We start from the raw sequence: 21,045 nt of genomic DNA on the forward strand, positions 1-21,045 counted from the left end.
TAAACTGCCCCTCTTCTAACATCTTTACCTTTTCGATTTTGAAAGCTTCACTGAAATGCCTGATCTTTTTTTGCTCTTTCATGATGTTGACAATTTAATTATTAACATAACTTTGCGTCAACCTATTTCATGATAGGACAGTTCGTTGTGTGGGGTATTTAATCTGTGGTTATCCGTTGCATCTGTGCCATCCGTGTTCAAAATATATAGGTTGAAGGGTTGAGGTTAGGGTATGGTACTTCTTATTCACGCCAGACGGTTCGTTTGATGTAATCGGTGTAACTGAGGATGATTCTTACAACTTTGTTGCTTACATTTGGCATACTGTAATCCCCGACCGGCCGGAAGTTTCTTTCATCACCTGTTTTTTGGTATTGAAGTTGAAATAATCCCTGCAGTATTCTCTCGGGATTCAACCCTACCATCATTACGCTGGCTTCTTCCATAGCTTCGGGGCGTTCGTGGGCTTCGCGGATGTTGAGCGCGCGGAAGTTGAGGATGGAGGATTCTTCGTTGATTGTTCCACTATCCGAAAGTACTGCAAAAGCATTAATTTGTAAAGCATTGTAGTCGGAAAATCCGAGGGGTTTGTGGAAGCGGATGAGAGAGTTGAGGGGTTGAGGAGTTAAGGGGTTTAAAAGTTTAGAAGTTGAGAGGTTGAGTGGGTCAGGCTGCTTCGCTTCGCTCGCAGGGTCAGGTTGCTTCGCTTCGCTCGCAGGGGCATGACTTTGGATGTCATGTGTAAGTTGTTCGAGTTTTTTGCGGGTTCGGGGGTGTGTGCTGACGATGATTGGATAATTGTACTTCTCAGCAATTTGGTTCAATGCATCGATCAACCCATTGAAATTCTTTTGGCTGTTGATGTTTTCTTCGCGGTGTGCTGAGACGACGAAGTATTTTTCTTTTTCAAGCCCCAGGCGTGAGAGGACATCTGAGGACTGGATTTTTGGCAAATAGTGGTTCAGCACCTCAAACATTGGACTGCCAGTTTTGATGATGCGGTCGGGGGGCAGGCCTTCACGGAGGAGGTATTCGCGTGCGATGTCGCTGTAAGTGAGGTTGATATCTGATATATGGTCAACAATTTTCCGGTTGGTCTCTTCAGGTACGCGTTGGTCGAAGCAACGGTTTCCGGCTTCCATGTGGAAGATGGGGATGTGGCGCTTCTTGGCGGGTATGGCGCAGAGACATGAGTTGGTGTCGCCAAGAACCAGGAAGGCATCGGGTTTTTCTTTTTCGAGGATGGAGTCAATGTTGATGATGACCTGTCCGATGGTTTCTGCAGCGTTGGCGCCGGCGGCATTGAGGAAATAGTCCGGTTTACGGATTCCCAGATCTTCATAGAAGATTTCGTTGAGCTCGTAATCGTAGTTCTGGCCGGTGTGGACGGTGATGTGATCTATCGCTTCTGATTCATCGAGTTTCGCCATTACCCTGCTTAATCTTATGATCTCGGGGCGGGTGCCTACAACTGTTAAGACTTTGAGTTTTTTCATGTATTGTTAAATAAGAGCCAAGGAAAAAGGAAAAAGGCAAAAGTGAAAAGGCAATAGTAAAAAGGAAAAAGGGGAAAATTCCTTTGACTTGACTGATTATTGGTTTAATTTATTGATAATACTGGCTAAAATATTTTTAATTTCTATACTTTCTTTTACCAGAAAATCCAACTCATCACCTGGATTATCTTCAAGTGCATTTAAAACTCTTAGCCAATAATTGGATTCACGAGCTTCTTTCAGTGCTATCCTGACTTTATTTTTAAAATCTGCTTTTGAAGAACCAGCCTGGGATTCTTCATAATTAGCACCGACTGAGGTTGAAGATTTACCCAGTTGATATTTAATGATTGAATATTCGGAAGTATTGGGATAGGTTTTCAAATGCTTTAAGCATCGCACACCAAAGTTAAAAGTCCTATCCAGTAAATCATTCTCTTTCATAGAAATAAGAATTTTTCTCTTTACCCTTATCACCTGTTTCTTCCTTCTTCTGCTTTGTTCTTCCCACTTTTACCCTGACTCTTTTACCACGACTCTTTTTACTTGGCTCTTTTAATTTGGCTCTTTCTACTTGGCTCTTTCTACTTGGCTCTTTTTACTTGGCTCTTTTTACTTGGCTCTTAAAACTTTTGCCCTGGCTCTTTTTCCCCGGCTCTTAAACCTTTTCAAAATAAGTGTCGGGATCGTCAGGGTTGAAGTGTTCATTAATCCAGAAGATGGTATAGAGTTCCTCTTCTCCGATGTTGGTGATATTGTGGGTGTACCAGACGGGCATGTCCACAAATGAGGGCTGGCTTCCGTCGAGGTTGAAGGTGATCACTTTATCTGTTCCGATCCTCCGGAGTTCAATCCGGGCTTTTCCTTTGATGACGGCAAAGCGTTCTGCTTTGCGTGTGTGGAAATGGTTGCCGCGGGTGATTCCGGGCTTAGTGGTGGAGAAGGAGACCTGTCCGCCGCTGTTCAGTTTCATCGTTTCGACAAAACTACCCCTGCTGTCAGTGTTGAGCTTCAGGTGGAATGGGAAGAAGTTGCTGTGATCGAGATAGCAAAGGAAAGTGTTCCATAGGTTTCGGTCGAAGGAATTGTTGAGGTCCGGGATCATTCCGTTTTTGAAGTAGTTGGTTTTGTATTGTTCAAGTTTTGAGAGCAGGGAGGATACTTTGATGGTGGCGCTGTGATCTACAAATACGGTATCGGCAATGGCAGTATCTTCCTCCTCACTCATCATTTCGATGTGATCTATGATTTCACTGACAAGTTCTCCGACAAAGATCAGTTTGATTTCGCCGTCCACATCAATTTTTGGGGTTTCATTGTGTGTGAGTTGGTGGCAGAAGGTAGCCACCACAGAGTTATAATATGGATGTCCGAAAGGGCCAAAAACATTAGGTATGACAAATCCGGTAAATGGAGCGTTGTTGTTTAGCACCCATTGTTCGAATAGCTCACGCCCCTCTTTCTTGGATTTTCCGTACAGGTTGTCGCGGTCTTCCTGGGTTGAGGAGGAGAAGAGGATGTGGGGTGTTGATTTTGTTTCTTCGCAGGCAGCAAGGAGTTGTCTAACGAGTCCAATGTTGGTGTTGTAGATGACTTCGGGGTTGTTGTGCCGGTTCATTGCGGCGAGGTGGACGATGGTGTCGCATTGTTTAACGAATTCCCGTAGCCATGATGCTTCCTTGAAATACTCGTCACGGAAAGGAATGCGTTGGAATTTATCGGGAAATAACCCTAACGTGTTAAACAAATGTGTTCCTATAAAACCTGCCTGGCCGGTAATTCCTACTTTTAGCATCTGATGAAAAGGTTGAGGAGGTTGAAGGGTAAAGGTTGAGGTTGAGGTTAAAGGGTTTAGGGTTCGTAGATGTGGGTGATGTCCTGGCCGAGGATGTCTTTTCGGATGATGGGGAGCTTCATGAGGAGTTCTTTCATTGCTTCCACATCAATCCTTTCGGTGTTATGGGATGTGTAGTCCTGCACTTCCGAGACCCTGGCCTCGCCTTCGGTAAAATATTTTCCATAGTTGAGGTCGCGGTTGTCGGCAGGGATGCGGTAATATTGTCCCATGTCAACAGCTTTAGCCATTTCTTCCCTGTTGACCAGGGTTTCAAATAGTTTTTCGCCGTGGCGGGTACCGATAATATTGATCGGGTTGCCTGCATTGTAAAGATCCTTTAATGCAAGCGCCAGCACTTCAACGGTTGCGGCAGGTGCTTTTTGTACAAACATATCTCCATTAGCTGCATTGTTGAAGGCAAACCACACGAGCTCCACTGCATCATCGAGGGTCATCATAAAGCGGGTCATCTCAGGATCGGTAATGGTTACCGGCCTTCCAGCTTTTATTTGTTCGATGAAAAGCGGTATTACCGAGCCTCTGGATGCCATAACATTTCCATATCTCGTTCCGGAAAAAATTGTCCCGGTTCCATTTAACCCACGGCTTTTGGCCACCATGAGTTTTTCGCTTAACGCCTTGCTCATTCCCATTGCATTGATGGGGTAAACAGCCTTATCAGTGCTGAGTACCACCACATTTTTTACCTGATGCTGTATTGCGCTGTCAAGGACGTTTTCTGCTCCCATCACGTTTGTCCTGACGGCCTCCATGGGGAAGAACTCACAGGATGGTACCTGCTTGAGTGCAGCAGCCTGAAAGACATAGTCTACCCCAGCCATGGCTGTGTCAACCGAGCGTCTGTCGCGGGTATCTCCGATGTAGTATTTAATTTTGTTGTTGTGGTAAAACTGCCGCATGTCGTCCTGCTTTTTTTCGTCGCGGCTGAGTATTCTGATCTCGCTGAAAGTGTCGTCAGCAAGAAATCTTCTTAAAACAGCATTCCCGAAGGAGCCGGTTCCGCCGGTGATGAGAAGGGTGGTGTGGTTTGACATTGAGAATTGTTTAAGGTTGAAAAGTTTAAAGAAGATTTACAGATTGTAGAGTGCGGGTTTGTATTTTTTCAGGTTTTGTGTTTGGTGTTCAGTGTCCCGAATCGCTTTCCTTCCTGCTTGCCGCAGTCAGGGCTCTCGGGATTTCGCTTCGCTCAATTTGTTGTTGGTTGTTGGTTGTTGGGCGATGGTTTCGTTGCATCCGGCGAGGGCGGGGAAACCATGGGAGATGTCTTATTCTTTTTGCTTGTCAATTATTTGCCAGTGGCCGCCTTTAGCGGGGCCGATGCGTTTGAGAATGCCCATTTCTTTCAGCTTAGCCATATTTTCCTGCACCTTACGGTGTGAAATACCAATTTCTTTGGCAATCACGAAAGCAGTAATATACATATCTCTCCTAACTAATTCAATGATTTGCTTTTGGTTTTCGGAGAGGTTTTCTACGACCTTTTCTACGACCTTTTCTACGACCATATTGGTTGCTGATGCGGGAGTGGATTTATACAAGGTAACCATCAAGCCATTCCCTAACTCTTCGAAAAGCGGATTGGGTTTTCCTGCATTAAGAAAACCTTGTTTGATTTTATCAATGCCCCTTCCCCATGCTTCAATATAGCCTGCTTTAAAAAAAATGTCAGCTATATACCTGTTTCTGGGTATGGATGGATGCTTCTGAAAAAGTTTATCAATGGGTATTTCATCCGGCAACCTTCCGGGATTCCATAAGACGATTTTTTCATCATAGACGCTTAACTGTATGTGGACACCAGTGTAATCTTTGTGGATGATTGCGTTAAGAATGGCCTCCCTTAAAGCTTCTTCCGGATATTCCAGTTCTTCGATCCGTTGAAGACCTTCGTATCTGATAGGTGAAATCAGGTATTTTGCACGGAGGGTTTCGATGACTTTGTCAGGCATTTCAAAAATATTGCCTTCGATAACATCCTAAAACCTAAGATCATGATCATTAGCACCAAAACGTCCAATTCTGAAACTTACCGAATTGAAAAAACGGAGAGGGTCTTTGCCGAAAAGAAGTATTGCAGCATTTTTAAGCTCCCCATTATCGTTAATTAGCCTTAGGTTTGAAAGAATATTTTGCAGATTATCAGTATCTGATTCGGTTGCCAGGCGGTTGGCTGTGATGGCTTTTCGAAGAAATTTCCTGATTGGTTTTATGTCAATATCAACAGTACTGGTACCTGGTACTGATAAATCATCAAATGTGCGCCCCATTTTTTTCAGGATGAATTCCTGTAGTGCTGCACCTTTAAGTTCCTGTGTGGTACTGCCACTTCTTACATAATAGACTCCTTTTAGGGAGATGGGCACAGTGTTTGACTGCACTTTTATTTCAAGGTATTCAAGTTCGTCATTCTTATGCAAAACCAAATCGACATAAACTCCAAGTGAATGAAGGGTTTTATTGGGGATTTCCTCTAGCAACCTTTTACTATCATTTATACCAGCAACGCTTGCATCGTCCTTAACACCAACAAATAAACTACCACCCTGTGAATTGGCAAATGCACAAATATGCTTTAAGTACTCATCCTTCTAGATGAGCTTAAATTCTGTTTTTTGAGATTCCTTCACTTTTTACTGATTATTGCGGTTTTTTTATTTTATCAGGCTTCATGTGTTTATTCAGAGAGTTGTAGTGTAATTTAATCTGTATTACATTGTGCTACTTCACTCATTCCAGATGGTTCGTTCATTGTTTTGACGGAACTAATTCAAAGGATTTTCCACAAATTTTCACAAATGGGGGACACGAATTATCTCAAATTATTGAAGTCAAAGAATAACACGCTTATACTGAAGACTTCGGTTCCCAAAATTGATTAGCAAACCGATTTTTTTATTACAGGCCTTCAGGTAATTCAATACCTGTGCGATGTGCTCAGGATTTAATCCATCCATAGCTTTAAGTTCAACAATAACTTCGTTAAAGCAAAGAAAATCTGCAACATATTTTTTTTGAAGCATCTTTCCTTTATACCAAACATCAAGTATTTTTTCTTTAACAAAGGGTATCCCCGCCTCTTCAAATTCATTTGTAAGCGCTTCCTGATATACAGCTTCAAGAAATCCAGGACCAAGAGATTTATGTACCTCCATGCAACTCCCGATTATTTGATAACACTCGTATTTAAAAGGAAATTCTTCCATCGCGATTTTCAAGGCTTAATTTGCGCAAATTTGTGTTTAATTCGTGCGAATTTGTGGACCAAAATATCCCCTACGGAACTAACTGTAAGGATTTTCCACAAATTTTTGCAAATGGAGGACACGAATTATCTCAAATTAATGAAGTCAAAGGATAACTTTCATTTTTAAAAGGAAACTCTTTCATCCTGATTTTCAAGGCTTAACTTGTGCCAATTTGTGTTTAATTTGTGTGAATTTGTGGACAACATATCCCCTTACAAATTGTAAAGTTCGGGGTTTGTTATTTTCAGGTTTTGTGTTTGGTGTTCAGGGTTCGGTGTTTGGTGTTTGGCGTTTGGCGCTGGGCATTGGACGTTTGGCGTTGGGCGTTGGGCGATGGTTTTGTTGCATCCGGCGAGGGCGGGGAATCCGCGGGATGCGTGTTATTCCTTTTGCCTGTCAATTACTTGCCAGTGGCCGCCTTTAGCGGGGCCGATGCGTTTGAGAATACCGTTTTTTTTCAGCTTGTTGATATTGTCTAACACTTTTCGTTTTGATATACCAATATTCTCAGCCATTTCCGACATTGAAACGGTTTTGTTTTGTGCAACAAGTTTCAAGATCTTTTGTTGGTTTTCTGTCAGATTATCGGGGACCTTATCGGGGACCTTATCGGGGACCTTATTGCTGGCATTTTCATTTGAATGCATGGTTATCCAAAAGGCATCTGTAAAGCGAAAGTCAACTTTGTTTCCATTATCGGCACAGGCATCTTTAACTCGTTTAACACCAGTTCCTGCTTTCTCCATAAAATCGGTTCTTGCTAATAAATCAACGAGTAGTCGGTTTCTGGCCTCGCTTCGTTTTCCAAAATCTGATTCTGGGAAAAGAAGTTCGCCTTTGTTATTGATGATAATTTTACTTTTTAATTTCTCGATGGCAATAGTGTCGCCTAAAAAGTAGTCAAAATGGATAATAGCATTGACAATTGCTTCCCTGTAAGCCTCAACTGGATATTCAGGGAACTCTTTTCGTTTGATGTCCTTAATTTCATATCGAACAGGTATCAGCTCTCTAAGATAGTTTATCGCAAACTCTATGTTTCCAATGATGCCTCTGTCTACCTCTTTTTTATCAAGTATATCAATCCGTTCATCATCATTAAAATGTATGCATCTGATTTTAGAGCTGATCACATATTTGTATGGTTGTTTTGCAAAATAGAGTACACCGGCATTGGTCATGCCATCATTAGTCAGCACCCGCAGGTTTTGCAAAATTTCTTCTTTCGGCAGGTTGAATGAAATTCCGGCCAGTTTCAGGTAGTATGTAAATTTTTCATCATCAAAGTCTTTCCAGTCAAAATTGGGACAGATTTGTTCGTCGAATCTTACTTTTCCTGATTTGATAGCAAGGGATAAAATCTCATTCCTTGTCATTTTCTGGGAATTGGCGCCCATGCGCATGAAGAAGCCACTTGAGCAAGAATAGGGTTTGTTTTTGCCTTCGGGAACTTCGACTACCAGGATTTGATCTTTTTCAATCAGGTTAATGATTATTGACGGATCGCAATTGTAAGCAATGTCTTGTATTTGTGATTTTAACCTGTTCGAAATATCAAGCCCTTTGAGCATTCCTTTGTCAGTAATGCCCAAGTAAATAGCGCCTCCGGAAGCATTGGCAAAAGCAACAATTTCTTTTTGGAGACTTTTATCGAACGACTCTTTGAATTCGATGAATTGCCCTTCACCCAGTTCGGCGATTTTTTCTATGTTATGTAGGTTAAAGTCAGGCATATTTGGCTGAAAGGGTTGAGAGGTTTAGAGGAGATATACAATTTGTAAAGGCCGGGTTTTGCTTTTTCAGGGTTTCAGTTTTGAGTTGGACGTTGGGCGTTTGGCGTTGGACGTTTGGCGTTAATCGCTGAATCTTGGTCCTTTTAGGTTTGATTTTTTGAGGTATTGTATGAAGTTGCTGATTTTCTTTGAAATTTTATCGGTTTGCTCGAGTAGCTCATTCAGTTTATCATGGTTTATGTAATTGAAATCGAAAACTCTGTAAGATTGTGATCTTACCTCGTCATTTGAGCCTTTTGCAATGGAAAGAAAATTGATTCACCCTGTGAAATAATGCTTCGCATTAAAATCTCTGATTTTATTTTACAGGGTGAATTCCCGATTACCCCCTCTGCCAAAACCCTCGGTCTAACCTGTAAAATACGATTTGAGACGGTTTTTTAGAAACATTTTTCCATAATGAGTTTTGAAATATTTCTCTCTTTTTAAAGCGTCTGCCTGCGATAGGCATGCTTCAAAGTAAATAAGTTTAAGTGGTCTTCTATCTTTTGTTGATTCTACTAATCCTTTAACATGCTGCTCAAATCGTAAATTCAAATCTTTTGTATAGCCAGTATACTTGTTACCATCTTTTTCGCTTTCGAGAATGTATGTGAAATAAAAACTTTCCATAAGATTTGAATTTATTTTACAGGTCAAGTGTTGTCCATCACTGAGCCTGCTGCATCTCTTATCTGATCTCTAAATTTGTAATCTTTTGAAAATGGTTCAATACTCGTAATTTCATAAACCATTTTGGACAATGCCCTTGTTTCCTGCCAAATTTCCAACTCCTCAAATTTTTTGATCTTCATTCCACTTTCTCTGTTAATTCAATCCTTCTGAGCCAAAACATCTAACGCCCAACGTCAAACATTATATAAATCTGATTTGTAATTCTTTAGGTTTCCGGGTTTGGTGAACCAACCGATGGTTTCTTTTCATCTATGATGAAAGGTGTATCCAGGTGTCCAACCCGTTAATTCGTGTACCAGGGTCTTATCTCCTTTTAGGCGGAGTACTTCTGAGTCTTTTGGTCGGGATCTTTGGCCAATCAAAATTATTCTTTTAATGAATTCGTCTTACCTGTGATAATATCTCCAATAATGATTGCTAATCTCTCTGAAATCCATGCGCTGGCAGGAGGTGAGCCTATCCAGCTGATTTCATCAATTTTACTTATTGGGAATTGCTCCATCATCCGCGCTAATTCGACCTCGTTGGCCCAAATATCTTTTTGTTGTGCATCAGCCATGATTTTCTCCCAATAAAACGCATGAATACCACATATATAAATGATGTCGATGAGGTCTTTTGCAGCAGATCTTCCAAGCGCTGAAATTTTATTTGATAAAATGTTTTCGATATTATCGGTTCTAAGAAACAGATCGGTCGAAACTAAACTTCCACATCGGAAGGTAACATCATTTACAAAATCAAGTTTTAAAGTGGCAATGCCTTCATTAACCTGTAATCGTGCAAAACCTTCGTCAAGGGTTATCACTGAAAAATTCAATGCTGCATTTTTGAATCCTTCCAGGATATGATTCATTTGAATTTTAAACTCTTTGGAATCGTTAACAAAAAAATCGAGATCGTCAGAATAGCGATGATGCAGATAAACCCTGCTTAACACCGTTCCCCCTGTAAGATAAAAATCAACAGGTAAACCTGAAATGACGGATAATACCTTATCCTGGAGTGGATAAAGCGTATTTTGAAAGTAATCTTTTTGCATCGAGATAATATTTTCTTCGCTGTGGTGGAAAGAGTTTATTAATTGTGGTTTCGGTAATCAAATCATTGAGGTTTTGCTTTCCTAATAGATTAATTAAGTCATACCATGACAAACTGTTCATTGCTTTTAGAAAAAGTTGCTCGTTATTTTTGAATGTAACGAATGGGTTATCAATAATTTCGCGTGCAACAATATCTCTTTTTTCGGCAGGCAAATCCCAAAGCATTGCTTTTATTTTTTCATTTCCGGAAAGGGAGTAGGAGGGGTTTACTGGTTGCATTGATGGATGTTTAACAGTTTAAAAGAGATGTACAAATTGGAAAGTCCGGGTTTTGCTTTTTCAGGGTTTCAGTTTTGAGTTGGACGTTTGGCGTTGGACGTTGGTCGTTGGACGTTTGGCGTTGGACGTTTGACGTTTGGCGTTTGACGTTTGGCGTTGGGCGTTTGACCTATCATGATTCCGGTTGAGAAAAAACGCCTTACTTTTATGTTAACTGATTATAAATCAATTTGTTATTCTACTTCAGTTTATTGAAATTCATGACATCGGTATGGTTTGGGAAGACTAACCGGGGATTCATCCACTTCTCATTAACTTTAACTTCAATTAGTGGTGTTTCCTGGTGTCATTTTGGCAGCGATTTTCTGTTGTATCAGCCTGAAAATCAATGAAATGTTGCCTTCCGGCACAGCACAGCCCCGTCAGTCACAGAGGGTAAACTAACGAGGCGCCTTTACAGTAAAGGCTTTGAAGCGTGTTTAGCCGCTTTTTATTGAATTTTTTCCCAGAGCAAAAAAGCTTCGGGACATTCTGTCATATATCCTTCTTTTTCTTCAGGACTTACGATCACATAGCGAATCTTACGCTGGATGAACAGCTCGGCTTTTTCGATCAGGTGAAGCAGGTACACGCGGTCAATTCCATTGCCCACCATCAGGATGTCTATCACCGGGCTGTCGATGCCTTTGGCAAAAGCCCCGATGAGATAGGTCTCGGTCATCCCACCGATCTTGTTCACAATCCGCTCGATCACCTGGTCAATTCCGGTGTGCTTGAGCAACAGTTGGTGTATGTCGCCAAAAAGCGGGTGATTGGTGTTGGCACGGTACATCTTTTTGTTGCCCGAAACCATGGATGTCAGCATCCCGGCATCTTCGAGCCGCATTAGTTCGGAGCGGATGGCATTGGTTGATTCACCAAATTCTGACTCCATGTCGCGAAGCCAGGAAGTGGTGTTGCTGTTTAAGAAAAACTTGAGCAGCAGCCGCAAACGTGTTTTCGATGTAATCAGTGTTTGAAGCAAAATAGTTAGATATTGAGCACCAAAAGTACTCATTTTTTAAAAAAACAAAGAAAACATGAAAATATTTTAGGTTGGGAGCTGGATGGTTGTCATGGTTGTCGGGTTGTCATTGCAGGTTAACATAAATATTACGTACTGAAAAAATATTATTTTCGATTGATGACAGCTCAGGCGCAATGAGCAGAAAACAACGTCAGGATCTTTCCCGGAGAACCTTACACCATCTTTGCAATACAATTTTTTTTACTTCAGAGGGAAAATCTTCTTTTCTCTCAGGAAATTCAATATTGTGTCGCAGTTGGCCTCCTGGTCATAGGGTGTGAATATGAAAAGGGGTGATGCAGGGATTTCGTATTTGGCGTCGTATCCGGGGATGTTGAAGATCAGACCGGCATCTGCTTTTTCATAGAGGTCGGGGCGGAATTTACGGCTGTATTGGAGGTCAGCATTCATGTAGATGAGATGGAAACGCTCTTCTCCGATGATGCCGGCAATCTGGTTGCGTATTTGTTCGTCAGGTGAAATGAAAGAACAGATGACGATAATTCCCTGATCGTTGAGTATCCGTGCTACATGTGCTACACGGCGCAGGTGTTCGGTGCGGTCGGTGTCGGAGTGGTCAAGTTCGCGTGAAAGCCCTGACCTGACTGTGCTTCCGTCGAGAAGGACAACCGTAGCACCATCGTCGAAAAGCCGTTTCTCGAGGTGATAAGCAAGAACATTTTTGCCGGAACCATGCAGTCCTGTGATCCAGACAGTAACTCCCTTCTGATCGTAAAACTTTTCCCTGTCCTCCAGTGATATCAGACATTCTCCGCGTTCAATTTTTTTACGATCCAATTCAGTGATTCCGGTTGCGAGGTCTCCTTTTGCCAACTCATCAATGATCATCCCAACGGCACTTGTATTATTGGTCATCGGATCGATCAGGACAAAAGCTCCGGTACTGTGATTGCGCTGGTAACGGTCGAAAAACACAGGCTTATTGGTGGTCATTACAACGCGCCCGATGTCGTTCAGTGAAAACCGCTCGATGGATGATTTTTCGAGCGTGTTCACGTCAATCCTGTATCGGATATTGTCAATCCTGGCTTTTGTTGTGTTGGTGTTGATCTTAATGTAATATTGTGTCTCCGGCTTCATTGGCTTTTCGTCCATCCACACCAGCATGGCTTCGAAATGACGGTCGATTTTTGGCAGGTTATCCGGATGTACAAGCATATCTCCCCTCGAGATATCAATCTCATCCTCGAGTGTAATTGTAACAGATTGTGGTGGAAAGGCCAGGTCTTTTTCTCCGTAACTGGTGATGATCGAAGCAACTTTACTTTGCTGTCCCGAAGGTAACACTTTAATAACATCACCCTTACGTACGATTCCGGAGGCGATTCTTGCAGAGAACCCTCTGAAATCGAGTGAAGGCCTTAACACATATTGCACCGGGAAACGGAAATCGCTGAAATTGTGGTCGCTGCTTACATGCACATCTTCGAGAAATTCAAGCAGACTCTGACCGTGATACCATGGCATTTTATCGCTGATCCCGACGACATTATCTCCTTTGAGGGCTGAAAGTGGGATGAAATTCACATCCGGAATGTCAAGCCCTGTGATGAATTTCTTGTAATCGCTGCAGATGCGGTCAAATACCTCTTCGCTGTAACCCATCAGGTCCATCTTGTTCACGGCCAGCACCACATGCTTAATACCGAGGAGTGACACAATAAAAGTATGCCGTTTTGTTTGGGTGATGACCCCTTTACGGGCGTCAATAAGAATAATGGCGAGGTTGGCTGTGGATGCACCGGTGACCATGTTACGCGTGTATTGTTCATGACCGGGTGTGTCGGCGATAATGAATTTCCGCTTGTTGGTCGAAAAGTAGCGGTAAGCCACGTCGATGGTGATCCCCTGTTCACGTTCGGCTTTCAGCCCGTCGAGCAAAAGGGCGTAATCAATGCCATCGCCGGCGTGTCCGACACGCTTGCTGTCGCGTTCGAGGGCCTGTAAATGGTCTTCGTACAGCTTCTTGCTATCGAAGAGCAACCTTCCGATAAGTGTTGACTTGCCATCATCCACCGATCCTGCTGTGAGTAGGCGGAGGAGGTCTTTGTTTTGGTCCTGGTCGAGGAAAGATTTAATATCCATAGGTTTAGTTTAAATAACAAAATTCAAAAAACAAAAAACAAACAAATCCGAAAGTTAAAAATTCAATGATCGAAACGGATAAATGAGTTAAAGAAAGCTTCTTTAATGCATTAATTGACAAAATTCAAAAAACAAATAACAAACAAATCCGAAAGTTAAAAATTCAATGATCGAAACGGATAAATGAGTTAAAGAAAGCTTCTTTAATGCATTAATTGATAAAATTCAAAAAACAAAAAACAAACAAATCCGAAAGTCAAAAATTCAATGATCGAAACGGATAAATGAGTTAAAGAAAGCTTCTTTAATGTATTAATTGGCAAAATTCAAAAAACAAAGAACAAACAAATCTGAAAGTCAAAAATTCAATGATCGAAACGGATAAACGAGTTAAAGAAGGCTTCTTTAATGTATTAATTGGCAAAATTCAAAAAACAAAAAACAAACAAATCCGAAAGTCAAAAATTCAATGATCGAAACGGATAAATGAGTTAAAGAAAGCTTCTTTAATGTATTAATTGGCAAAATTCAAAAAACAAAAAACAAACAAATCTGAAAGTCAAAAATTCAATGATCGAAACGGATAAATGAGTTAAAGAAAGCTTCTTTTATGCATTAATTAACAAAATTCAAAAAACAAAAAACAAACAAATCCGAAAGTCAAAAATTCAATGATCGAAACGGATAAATGACTAAGTGAGACTGATATCGCTTTATTTTGATTTTTCAATAATAGCGGAGAAGATTTTTTTCAACTCAACGGCCTCTCTCAACAATCTTTTAACTTCCTGATCATTTTCCAATTGATTGGTTTCATCAATGAGCCTCAACCAATAAGATGATTCTTTAATTTCTTTTCTGCTGATTTTAACCCTAACAAGAAAATCTTTCTTGCTCAGCGATTCATTGGCTTCGATATAATTAGCACCTGCTGATCCGGATGATTTCACCAACTGTTTGATATCCTCAATGTTTGCTATTGTCTTAGGCAATGTTTTAATCATTAACCTCACGGCTTTTGCAAATTGAAATGTACGTTCTTCAAGATCGTAAACCGGTTTTTTACTTTCAGTACTTTCCATAGATTTTCATTACTGTTTCTAAAGTTTTGAATTTTAAGTATTTGTCATTTGGAAATTATTTGCTTTTTGTGTTTTGTACTTTGTGTTCTTAAAAATACCCTTCCCTCTTCTTCTGCTCCATGCTGCCGTCCTGGTCGAAATCAATGACACGGGTAGTGCGTTCAGATTTGGTGGCGGTCATCATCTCTTCCACGATTTTTTCGATGGTGTCGGCTTCGGATTCGATGGCGCCTGTGAGGGGGTAGCAGCCGAGTGTGCGGAATCTTACTTTTTTCATCACGGTTGTTTCGGCCAGTTCCGGAGGCATACGATCGTCGTCAACAAGGATCATGGCGCCGTTATATTCGACAATGGGACGTTCTTTGGCGAAGTAGAGAGGCACTATCGGGATGTTTTCGAGCCGGATATACTGCCAGATATCGAGTTCGGTCCAGTTGGAAAGCGGAAAGACCCTGATTGATTCCCCTTTGTGTACGCGGGCATTGTAGATGTTCCAGAGCTCGGGGCGCTGGTTTTTCGGGTCCCACTGGTGAAAGCGGTCGCGGAAGGAAAAGATGCGTTCTTTTGCCCTTGACTTTTCTTCGTCGCGCCGGGCGCCGCCAAAAGCAGCATCGAAACCATATCTGGTTAATCCTTCGAGCAGTGCCTGTGTTTTCATGATGTCGGTATGTACCTTGCTGCCATGCGTGAAAGGGCCAACGCCGCTCTCGAATCCTTCTTTGTTGTAATGTACGATGAGGTCCCAGCCTTTTTCTTTCGCATAGTTGTCGCGAAACTCCACCATTTCCCTGAATTTCCATTTGGAATCGATGTGCATCAGGGGGAAGGGCACTTTTCCGGGGTAGAAAGCTTTTTCGGCGAGACGCACCATCACGGAGGAGTCTTTCCCGATGGAGTAAAGCATTACCGGGTTTTCAAATTCGGCTGCCACCTCGCGGATGACGTGTATGGCTTCGGCTTCGAGTTCCTGCAGGTTGGTCAGATTGTATCCATTCATACCCAATAAGTTATTTTTGGTAAAACGATGTTTAAAATTTTGTCGATACACGAACTGATGCTTAATATTGAAGTATCTACTTCCACATCGGCATTTTTCGGAGGTTCGAAAGGTGAATCAAGGCCGGTAAAGTTAGTGATTGTACCTTCACGGGCTTTTTTATATAATCCTTTTGTGTCACGCTGCTCGCACACTTCAAAAGGTGTGCTGACATAGACTTCGATAAAATTGTCACTTCCGATGATATCCATGGCCATTTGCCTGATTTCATCCGTAGGGCTGATAAATGCGTTAATAGTGATTACTCCGCTATTGATTAATAACTTGGTGACTTCGGCAATACGCCGGATGTTTTCTTTGCGGTCTTCGTTGGTGAAACTCAGGTTGTTGTTGATGCCGCTTCGAATGTTGTCGCCGTCGAGCACCTGGGTAAGATACCCGTTTCTGTTCAACCTGAGCTCCAGTTCGCGGCCTAAAGTAGTTTTTCCTGAACCTGAAAGCCCGGTGAACCAGATTACTTTTGATCGCTGTCGCAACAGCCTTTCTTTATCCTCGCGGGTGAGGATCTGATCGAAAACGGGGTAAATGTTGTGTTGTTCCATTTAAGAGCTGACTTTATGCTGATGAATGATGTATGTATTGTTTATTGAATGAGTAACAAATTATTTAAATCCGGGGTAAATGGCCGGTAGTCCTGAGAATTGAAAGAAAAACATAAAATACATGATCAGGACCGCAACGAACATATAAATGACGGTAAGCGGGAGGCCAATCTTCAGAAAATCCCTGAAAGTGTACCCTCCGGGACCATAAACCATCAGGTTGGTTTGATAGCCAACCGGGGTCATAAAACTCGTTGCAGCACCAAAAGTCATGACCATAACCAGCGGGAACGGGTTGACTCCAAGTTTGGCCGCGATGCTCAAAACGATGGGGAAGAGCACGGCAACCACGGCTGCGTTGGTGATGAAAGAGGTAAGGACTGCGGCTACTATAAAAAGGCCGAATAAGAAGGTCAATGAACCCAGTGGCAGCAGCAGGTTAATGAACGCGCTCCCGATGTGTTCGGCTACTCCCGATTTGATCATCGCCAAACCTAAGGCGAGGGACATGGCAAGGATGATGGCCAGGTTAAAATCAACACTTTTCACCAGATCTTTTGGGTTCATCAGTTTAAGCAGCAGTGCTACGGTGACCAGGATGGCCAGTGAAGTGAACAAGGGAACAATTTTGAAACCTGCCAGGAAAATGGCAAGGATCAACCCGCCAATCACCAGGTAGGGTTCATAGAACTTTGGTTTTCGAAAGTCTTTGATGCGCGATATCAAATAAAAGTCCTGGGTATTTTTGCTCAGGTTGTTGAAATCCCTTCCGGTGATGACCAGTAAAACATCACCCGGTTTCAGCCTTACGTCCCCTATCTTTCCCGAAAGGCGCTCCCCGTTGCGGTGCACAGCAATTACTGCAGCATCAAATTTGCTCCGAAACATGGATTCTTTTACAGTTTGTCCTACAATTGATGCGTTGTAGGAGATCACAATTTCGATGGCTTCGGTGTATGACTTCCGGCTGTACATGCCAATTTCGGACAGTTCGAGCCCGGTATTGGAATTGACCAGGTCGGTGATCGTATTTGTTTCACCTGCAAAGACGAGGATGTCGTCGGAGTGCAATATTTCGTGAGGACTGACAGGGCGTATCTGATCTTGTCCGCGGATAATTTCAGCCAGGAAGAGCCCTTTGAGGTTTCTCAGGCTGGCATCCTTCACCGTCATTCCGGCAAGGGAAGAATTAGAACGGATGCGGGTCTGAACAAGATAACTCCGTGTATTCTGCACAAAATCCTTGTAAACATCCTGACGGTCGGGCAACAGCCGTTGAGCAAAGAAATACATGTAAAAGAATCCGATAAAGATCATCGGAACACCAATGTAAGCAAAATCAAACAGGTGAAAGGGTTTGAAATCCGGAATTACCGTTTGTGCCTGGATAAGTCCATTCACAATAAGGTTGGTCGATGTCCCTATCAATGTGGCACTGCCGCCGATGATAGCGGCATAGGAGAGGGGAATCAGCAGTTTTGACGGGCTGACATTGTTGCGCTTGGACCAGGCACTGACATAGGGCATCATCACTGCAACGAGTGGTGTGTTATTCAGCATCGAGGAGAGTAGTGAGATACTGATATATACCCGGCCAAGAAAGTTCTTATAGGTTGTGCTTCCCCGGAACACCCTGTTGAGGAAACCTTCCAGTACCCCTGTATTTCGGATCATCTGCCCTATGAGCAGCAGGAGGATGATGACCATGATCTGCTCGTTGGCGAAACCGCTTAAAATTTCATTGGGCGTTAATACACCCAGGATACCCAGCACCAGTATGCCTATGATGAAGGTAAACGCCGGTCCAATCAAATCAGCATACAGTGAAATGATGATGAACAGGATAACTACAAGAACTATGATACTGTCGTAATTGAGCATAATGTTAACTGTTATACCTGCAGCAAAGGTTTCTGTAACTGGCTTCTTGGTACTGTAGCCACAACCGATAACCCGATCTGTTCGATCCGGATCATCACCTTATTCTTATTCACCCTGATTACCTCCCCGCTCACCCCATTAAGCATTCCGGAAGAAACCTGCACTTTATCTCCTTTTTGAACCTTGATCCGGTAGCCTTGTGTTTGACGTAAAAACTCCCTGATGTTGTCAATCTCCCGCTGGCGCACGATAGCTGGTTGTTTGAGGTAATACACGAACCTCACCACACCGGCAACCCTGAGCACCGATGATAACTCTGTTTCTTTTAACCTGACAAAAATATAAGAATTAAACAAAGGTACTTCAACCATTTTTCGCCTGTCGCTCCACTGACGTTCGGTAACATAGGTTGGCATGTAACTCTCAATCAGCTCATCCAGCAAGCGGTCATAAACCTTCTTTTCCGAGCGTGGAGCTGTGTAAATCACATACCACTGGTATTCGGGTTTAACTATTTTGATTTCATCGAGCTGATTTTCCATTCCTGATTCAGGTTTTTAAAGATCACTGATCTAACGATGGCAGTGAGGAACTATTTAGTGAAGTTACGGATTTTGTGTACGATCTCAATACCGTGTCTTGCTTCTTCCAATCCGTAACCTTCGCCACTCAGGATTTTTTGATAAGTGACCGTGTGCAGATCATTGAACCCATCGCTGAATTCGATCTCTTCCCCTTCGATTTTAACCGAGCGGTAGGTTCGCTGACCACGCAGCAGCACTTCGGCAGGAATATCAGCCATATCAAGACTGAGCTGCCATCTTACCTTTGCCCGCTCCAACTCGAGGTAGCCGCTGGCTTTATCAGGTTGTGAAAGGGTGACCTGCAAATCTTTAATGCTTCCGAAAATCCATGTGAGCATGTCGAAGAAATGGACACCGATGTTAGTGGCCACCCCCCCTGATTTCTGCATGTCCCCTTTCCAGGAGATGTGATACCAGCGTCCCCGTGAGGTTAAATATGTCAGATCAATGTCATAGATTTTATCTATTGGTCCTTCTTCCACCCTTTTTTTAAGCGCCACGATCGAAGGGTGATAACGGAGTTGGAGGACGGTGTAGATTTTTTTTCCGCTCTCTTTTTCAATTTCCTGTAAAGCGTCCACATTCCATGGATTCAGTACGATCGGCTTTTCACAAATGGCGTGAGCTTCATTGCGCAGCGCAAGACGGATGTGGGCATCGTGAAGGTAGTTTGGTGAACAAATACTCACATAATGCACCTGCTCGCCGGTATTTTTCCTCCTCAATTTATCCAGGTGCCTGTCGAAACGCTCCGGTTCGGTAAAGAAATTACACTCAGGAAAGTAACTGTCGAGGATTCCGACGCTGTCGAACGGATCGAGCGCCGCAACCAGGTTGTTCCCGGTGTCGCGGATGGCTTTCAGATGACGCGGGGCGATGTATCCGGCAGCACCAATAAGTGCGAAATTGTATTTTTTATCCATTTGGTTTTGTGTTCAGTGTTTAGAGTTTAGTGTTCGGTGTTTTTTGTTAATTGTTTGACGTTTGGCGTTTGATGTTTGGCGTTTGACGTTTGGGGTTTGGGGTTCATTACATCTCAAACTCTGAACTATTAAACCTCCAACCTCGAACCTCGAACCTCGAACCTCGAACCTCCAACCTCCAACTTTTTAACTTTTTAACTTTTCAACTTCCAATCCCATCCCTTTTGCCAGTAAATCAATGATATGTATGGTTTTAATGTTCAGCTTCTGCTGTGCGATGTAGGATGAAAGATGTAACAGACAGGACTGATCGGTGGAGACAATGTATTGAGCACCGGTTTCGAGTGCATTTTCCACTTTTTGCTGCGCCATGGCTGTGGAAATCGGTTCATGCTTAATGGCAAATGTTCCTCCAAATCCGCAACAGGTTTCGGTGTCAGCCATTTCGACCAGTTCGAGTCCTTTAACTTTGCTCAGCAAAAGTCTTGGCTCATCTTTCAATCTGTATTCCCGCAAGGCTGCGCAGGAGTCATGATAAGTGACTTTGGCTTCGAACGTTGCACCCAGGTCATCCTTCTTTAACACATTGACCAGAAAATCGGTAATTTCAAAAAGGTTTGCCCGCAATTTCCTGTTTTCGAGATGCCATGGTGAATTGTAAAACAGTTTTTCGAAGTAATTCTGCACATATCCAAGGCAGGAAGCCGACAGTCCGACCACAGGTCTGCCAGTGTTGAAATCCTGGATGAATTTCACCCCCAGTTCACGTGCTTCATCCCAGAACCCGCTGTTAAAAGCCATTTGCCCGCAACAGGTCTGGTTGGGGTTGTAATGTACTTTCACACCGAGTTTTTCCAATACTTTAACCATGTTAAACCCCGTCTCAGGGTAGAGCTGATCAATAAAGCAGGGAATAAAGATGTCCACTTCCATCAGGTCAGGCGTTTTAAATTTCGGGCAAAAGTAAGGTTTTTTCGCTGTTGACCTGCAGGGTAACTGTTAATAGTTGGTGAACGCAAGAAAACTATTCATGTTGATCACTTCTTTCCTGAGAATGTCGGGAAGGACGGGGCACTCCTGATTTCCAACGGTTCTGGGTAAATCCAGACTTTTGGGTCAGCTTCATCTCAAAATTCATTGATTAAGAATATTTTCAATTTTAGTCGGACAATTTTGATTTCAAAACCTGTCTGATATTGCATCTTTTCTGATGAATGATGAGCCAGCAAGGGTGATGAAATTTATGTGTAAGAATTGGCTGACCGGTAAAAAATTCAAATTTAACACCCGGCCTTCAGGTTAAAAATTATTAATTTCATGGTTTTCCTGTCCTGGTTTTTTACTCATATGTCAAAAATCAGTAATGGAATATCCGGTTTCTTACATCCCAAAACAACCATACATTGAATAGATTA

Annotated in this window: 22 protein-coding genes; all 22 read right to left on the reverse strand. The window is 42.6% G+C overall.

Annotated elements, in window-relative coordinates:
• Positions 1-242: 242 nt before the first annotated feature.
• Entirely contained in the window at positions 243-1,496 is a 1,254-nt protein-coding gene (locus IH598_05400) for a UDP-N-acetyl glucosamine 2-epimerase (protein ID MBE0637934.1), read from the reverse strand.
• A 96-nt stretch (positions 1,497-1,592) separates the two neighbouring features.
• On the reverse strand, positions 1,593-1,940 hold the full coding sequence (locus IH598_05405) for a four helix bundle protein (protein MBE0637935.1): 348 nt from the start codon (positions 1,938-1,940) through the stop codon (positions 1,593-1,595).
• Positions 1,941-2,154: 214 nt separating this feature from the next.
• Positions 2,155-3,291, reverse strand: a complete 1,137-nt coding sequence (locus tag IH598_05410; GenBank protein ID MBE0637936.1) for an NAD-dependent epimerase/dehydratase family protein — start codon at positions 3,289-3,291, stop codon at positions 2,155-2,157.
• A 56-nt stretch (positions 3,292-3,347) separates the two neighbouring features.
• Entirely contained in the window at positions 3,348-4,388 is a 1,041-nt protein-coding gene (locus tag IH598_05415) for a polysaccharide biosynthesis protein (protein ID MBE0637937.1), read from the reverse strand.
• Positions 4,389-4,619: 231 nt separating this feature from the next.
• Entirely contained in the window at positions 4,620-5,303 is a 684-nt protein-coding gene (locus tag IH598_05420; protein MBE0637938.1) for a winged helix-turn-helix transcriptional regulator, read from the reverse strand.
• 27 nt (positions 5,304-5,330) lie between these two features.
• Positions 5,331-5,921 (reverse strand): putative DNA binding domain-containing protein, encoded by a 591-nt coding sequence (locus tag IH598_05425; protein MBE0637939.1) that lies wholly within the window; start codon positions 5,919-5,921, stop codon positions 5,331-5,333.
• Positions 5,922-6,182: 261 nt separating this feature from the next.
• On the reverse strand, positions 6,183-6,557 hold the full coding sequence (locus tag IH598_05430; protein MBE0637940.1) for a GxxExxY protein: 375 nt from the start codon (positions 6,555-6,557) through the stop codon (positions 6,183-6,185).
• Positions 6,558-6,979: 422 nt separating this feature from the next.
• Entirely contained in the window at positions 6,980-8,332 is a 1,353-nt protein-coding gene (locus tag IH598_05435; GenBank protein ID MBE0637941.1) for a putative DNA binding domain-containing protein, read from the reverse strand.
• Positions 8,333-8,452: 120 nt separating this feature from the next.
• A complete protein-coding gene (locus tag IH598_05440) occupies positions 8,453-8,650 on the reverse strand; it encodes a four helix bundle protein (GenBank protein MBE0637942.1) in 198 nt (65 codons plus the stop codon).
• A gap of 90 nt (positions 8,651-8,740) precedes the next feature.
• Positions 8,741-9,004, reverse strand: a complete 264-nt coding sequence (locus IH598_05445; protein MBE0637943.1) for a GIY-YIG nuclease family protein — start codon at positions 9,002-9,004, stop codon at positions 8,741-8,743.
• 23 nt (positions 9,005-9,027) lie between these two features.
• A complete protein-coding gene (locus IH598_05450) occupies positions 9,028-9,186 on the reverse strand; it encodes a four helix bundle protein (protein MBE0637944.1) in 159 nt (52 codons plus the stop codon).
• A 245-nt stretch (positions 9,187-9,431) separates the two neighbouring features.
• Positions 9,432-10,109 carry a nucleotidyl transferase AbiEii/AbiGii toxin family protein gene (locus IH598_05455; GenBank protein ID MBE0637945.1) on the reverse strand — a complete coding sequence of 226 codons (678 nt, stop codon included), beginning with the start codon at positions 10,107-10,109 and terminating at the stop codon, positions 9,432-9,434.
• The gene (locus IH598_05460) at positions 10,063-10,389 is read right to left on the reverse strand and encodes a hypothetical protein (GenBank protein ID MBE0637946.1); all 327 of its coding nucleotides are present in this window, start codon (positions 10,387-10,389) and stop codon (positions 10,063-10,065) included. The genes IH598_05455 and IH598_05460 overlap by 47 nt, the downstream gene beginning before the upstream one ends.
• 490 nt (positions 10,390-10,879) lie before the next feature.
• A complete protein-coding gene (locus tag IH598_05465) occupies positions 10,880-11,413 on the reverse strand; it encodes an ArsR family transcriptional regulator (GenBank protein MBE0637947.1) in 534 nt (177 codons plus the stop codon).
• Between the two features lie 243 nt (positions 11,414-11,656).
• The gene (gene cysN, locus IH598_05470) at positions 11,657-13,561 is read right to left on the reverse strand and encodes a sulfate adenylyltransferase subunit CysN (GenBank protein MBE0637948.1); all 1,905 of its coding nucleotides are present in this window, start codon (positions 13,559-13,561) and stop codon (positions 11,657-11,659) included.
• Positions 13,562-14,274: 713 nt separating this feature from the next.
• A complete protein-coding gene (locus tag IH598_05475) occupies positions 14,275-14,643 on the reverse strand; it encodes a four helix bundle protein (GenBank protein ID MBE0637949.1) in 369 nt (122 codons plus the stop codon).
• A gap of 88 nt (positions 14,644-14,731) precedes the next feature.
• Complete coding sequence (gene cysD / locus IH598_05480) at positions 14,732-15,640, reverse strand: sulfate adenylyltransferase subunit CysD (protein ID MBE0637950.1); 909 nt, start codon at positions 15,638-15,640, stop codon at positions 14,732-14,734.
• The gene (cysC, locus tag IH598_05485; protein MBE0637951.1) at positions 15,637-16,242 is read right to left on the reverse strand and encodes an adenylyl-sulfate kinase; all 606 of its coding nucleotides are present in this window, start codon (positions 16,240-16,242) and stop codon (positions 15,637-15,639) included. The genes cysD and cysC overlap by 4 nt, the downstream gene beginning before the upstream one ends.
• A gap of 60 nt (positions 16,243-16,302) precedes the next feature.
• Positions 16,303-18,123 carry an SLC13 family permease gene (locus IH598_05490; protein MBE0637952.1) on the reverse strand — a complete coding sequence of 607 codons (1,821 nt, stop codon included), beginning with the start codon at positions 18,121-18,123 and terminating at the stop codon, positions 16,303-16,305.
• Between the two features lie 11 nt (positions 18,124-18,134).
• On the reverse strand, positions 18,135-18,665 hold the full coding sequence (locus IH598_05495; protein ID MBE0637953.1) for a UpxY family transcription antiterminator: 531 nt from the start codon (positions 18,663-18,665) through the stop codon (positions 18,135-18,137).
• A gap of 50 nt (positions 18,666-18,715) precedes the next feature.
• Positions 18,716-19,630 (reverse strand): Gfo/Idh/MocA family oxidoreductase, encoded by a 915-nt coding sequence (locus tag IH598_05500; protein MBE0637954.1) that lies wholly within the window; start codon positions 19,628-19,630, stop codon positions 18,716-18,718.
• 186 nt (positions 19,631-19,816) lie between these two features.
• Positions 19,817-20,563 (reverse strand): (Fe-S)-binding protein, encoded by a 747-nt coding sequence (locus IH598_05505; GenBank protein MBE0637955.1) that lies wholly within the window; start codon positions 20,561-20,563, stop codon positions 19,817-19,819.
• Positions 20,564-21,045: the final 482 nt, after the last annotated feature.

Source organism: Bacteroidales bacterium, assembly GCA_014860585.1.
In the GTDB taxonomy this organism is placed as follows: domain Bacteria; phylum Bacteroidota; class Bacteroidia; order Bacteroidales; family 4484-276; genus RZYY01.

Excerpts from the sequence above, each read along its gene's own strand:
- IH598_05400 (MBE0637934.1), bottom strand. The coding sequence starts at position 1,496 with ATGAAAAAACTCAAAGTCTTAACAGTTGTAGGCACCCGCCCCGAGATC.
- IH598_05405 (MBE0637935.1), bottom strand. The coding sequence starts at position 1,940 with ATGAAAGAGAATGATTTACTGGATAGGACTTTTAACTTTGGTGTGCGA.
- IH598_05410 (MBE0637936.1), bottom strand. The coding sequence starts at position 3,291 with ATGCTAAAAGTAGGAATTACCGGCCAGGCAGGTTTTATAGGAACACAT.
- IH598_05415 (MBE0637937.1), bottom strand. The coding sequence starts at position 4,388 with ATGTCAAACCACACCACCCTTCTCATCACCGGCGGAACCGGCTCCTTC.
- IH598_05420 (MBE0637938.1), bottom strand. The coding sequence starts at position 5,303 with ATGCCTGACAAAGTCATCGAAACCCTCCGTGCAAAATACCTGATTTCA.
- IH598_05430 (MBE0637940.1), bottom strand. The coding sequence starts at position 6,557 with ATGGAAGAATTTCCTTTTAAATACGAGTGTTATCAAATAATCGGGAGT.
- IH598_05435 (MBE0637941.1), bottom strand. The coding sequence starts at position 8,332 with ATGCCTGACTTTAACCTACATAACATAGAAAAAATCGCCGAACTGGGT.
- IH598_05445 (MBE0637943.1), bottom strand. The coding sequence starts at position 9,004 with ATGGAAAGTTTTTATTTCACATACATTCTCGAAAGCGAAAAAGATGGT.
- IH598_05450 (MBE0637944.1), bottom strand. The coding sequence starts at position 9,186 with ATGAAGATCAAAAAATTTGAGGAGTTGGAAATTTGGCAGGAAACAAGG.
- IH598_05455 (MBE0637945.1), bottom strand. The coding sequence starts at position 10,109 with ATGCAAAAAGATTACTTTCAAAATACGCTTTATCCACTCCAGGATAAG.
- IH598_05460 (MBE0637946.1), bottom strand. The coding sequence starts at position 10,389 with ATGCAACCAGTAAACCCCTCCTACTCCCTTTCCGGAAATGAAAAAATA.
- cysN (MBE0637948.1), bottom strand. The coding sequence starts at position 13,561 with ATGGATATTAAATCTTTCCTCGACCAGGACCAAAACAAAGACCTCCTC.
- IH598_05475 (MBE0637949.1), bottom strand. The coding sequence starts at position 14,643 with ATGGAAAGTACTGAAAGTAAAAAACCGGTTTACGATCTTGAAGAACGT.
- cysD (MBE0637950.1), bottom strand. The coding sequence starts at position 15,640 with ATGAATGGATACAATCTGACCAACCTGCAGGAACTCGAAGCCGAAGCC.
- cysC (MBE0637951.1), bottom strand. The coding sequence starts at position 16,242 with ATGGAACAACACAACATTTACCCCGTTTTCGATCAGATCCTCACCCGC.
- IH598_05490 (MBE0637952.1), bottom strand. The coding sequence starts at position 18,123 with ATGCTCAATTACGACAGTATCATAGTTCTTGTAGTTATCCTGTTCATC.
- IH598_05495 (MBE0637953.1), bottom strand. The coding sequence starts at position 18,665 with ATGGAAAATCAGCTCGATGAAATCAAAATAGTTAAACCCGAATACCAG.
- IH598_05500 (MBE0637954.1), bottom strand. The coding sequence starts at position 19,630 with ATGGATAAAAAATACAATTTCGCACTTATTGGTGCTGCCGGATACATC.
- IH598_05505 (MBE0637955.1), bottom strand. The coding sequence starts at position 20,563 with ATGGAAGTGGACATCTTTATTCCCTGCTTTATTGATCAGCTCTACCCT.